The organism is Halorubrum sp. SD626R, from assembly GCF_001261915.1.
Classification (GTDB): Archaea; Halobacteriota; Halobacteria; order Halobacteriales; family Haloferacaceae; genus Halorubrum.
Window position 1 is genome coordinate 1 of the sequence record NZ_CVRT01000041.1, and the last position, 1,377, is coordinate 1,377.

Below are 1,377 nucleotides of genomic sequence, written 5' to 3' on the forward strand. Positions count from 1 at the left end.
CCTCGCGACCTCGCTCTGCCGCCGCGTCGTCGCCCTCGCGTTCGGCGGTCGCGATCGCCTCGCGCAGGCGATCGAGTCCGACGGCGCGGACGAATCCGGCGGCCCGTCTGAGATCAGTGCGCGCGGCGTCCGCCTCGTCTATCACGGCGACGGCGGGAGACGTCGCGGTGTCGGTCCGTGTCTCGAGCGCGGCGAGCGCGCGTTTGACCGCGGTAGTGGAGACCACGGGCGCTCTGCGTCGCTATCGCTTGTCAACGCTCGGGTGTGCGTACACGAAGAGCGCGGCTCACACCGCGAGCGTATACAGGCGCTTTCGCGCGTCGGTGAACGAGAACCGCGCGTCCACGACGCCCTCGTCTTCCAGCCGCGAGAGGGCGTACCTGACCGTCCGCGCCGGAAGCAGCGTCTCCTCGGCGAGTTCGCTCTGGGTCAGGGTGTCGTTGTAATCGAGCACCTTCGCGACGAGCTTCGCGCTCGGCGGAAGGTCTCGCACGTCGCTCCAGCGGTCTGTACTGCTCTCCTCGGCGACGACGGCATCGGTGGTGCTCATGTATACCGCTCTATTGTGAATGCCGTATAATAATATTTGCTATCCATTTTAATTACTGTTAAGAATATTTTAAAGCGCCTCCCGACAGATCGTCCCCCACCCGAAACCTCTTACGCGCGAGACGCTTTATTACGTCCAATGACAGACACCGTCGACGACGTCGAGATGCCCTACGAGGGGTCGGCGTCGAGACAGGAGAAGATCGAGTCGCTCCAAGAGGAGCTCGACGTCCTAGAGTCGCAAAACGAGGAGATGCGCGACAAGCTCCTCGACGCGAACGCCGAGAACAACAAGTACCAGCAGAAGCTCGAACGGCTCACCCACGAGAACAAGAAGCTGAAGCAGTCCCCGCTGTTCGTGGCGACGGTTCAAGAGATCACGCCCGACGGCGCCGTGATCAAGCAGCACGGCAACAACCAGGAGGCGCTGACGGAGATCACGGAGGAGATGCGCGAGAAGCTCGACCCGGACGACCGGGTCGCGGTCAACAACTCGCTGTCCGTCGTCAAGAAGCTGGAGAAGGAGACCGACGTGCGCGCTCGCGTGATGCAGGTTGAGCACTCACCCGACGTCACCTACGCCGACATCGGCGGGCTCGAAGACCAGATGCAGGAGGTGCGCGAGACCGTCGAGATGCCCCTCGAACACCCGGACATGTTCGAGGACGTGGGGATCCAGCCCCCGAGCGGCGTCCTGCTGTACGGCCCGCCGGGGACCGGGAAGACGATGCTCGCGAAGGCCGTCGCCAACGAGACGGACGCGACGTTCATCAAGATGGCCGGCTCCGAGCTCGTCCACAAGTTCATCGGCGAGGGCGCGAAGCTCGT

Annotated in this window: 2 protein-coding genes and 1 pseudogene; 1 reads left to right on the forward strand and 2 read right to left on the reverse strand. The window is 63.8% G+C overall.

Annotated features, from left to right (window positions below):
* Both SD626R_RS03540 and SD626R_RS03545 read right to left on the reverse strand, forming a co-directional pair.
* Nucleotides 1-226: pseudogene (locus SD626R_RS03540) on the reverse strand (hypothetical protein); the annotation flags it as partial.
* A gap of 60 nt (nt 227-286) precedes the next feature.
* Complete coding sequence (locus SD626R_RS03545) at nt 287-550, reverse strand: MarR family transcriptional regulator (RefSeq protein WP_092563577.1); 264 nt, start codon at nt 548-550, stop codon at nt 287-289.
* A gap of 138 nt (nt 551-688) precedes the next feature.
* On the opposite strand from SD626R_RS03545, the gene SD626R_RS03550 reads away from it, so the two are divergent.
* On the forward strand, nt 689-1,377 hold a 689-nt coding region (locus SD626R_RS03550; RefSeq protein WP_141651418.1), incomplete at its 3' end, for an AAA family ATPase.

What these genes read in the sequence shown, in the direction of transcription:
- SD626R_RS03545 (WP_092563577.1), bottom strand. Translation starts at nt 550, where the DNA reads ATGAGCACCACCGATGCCGTCGTCGCCGAGGAGAGCAGTACAGACCGC.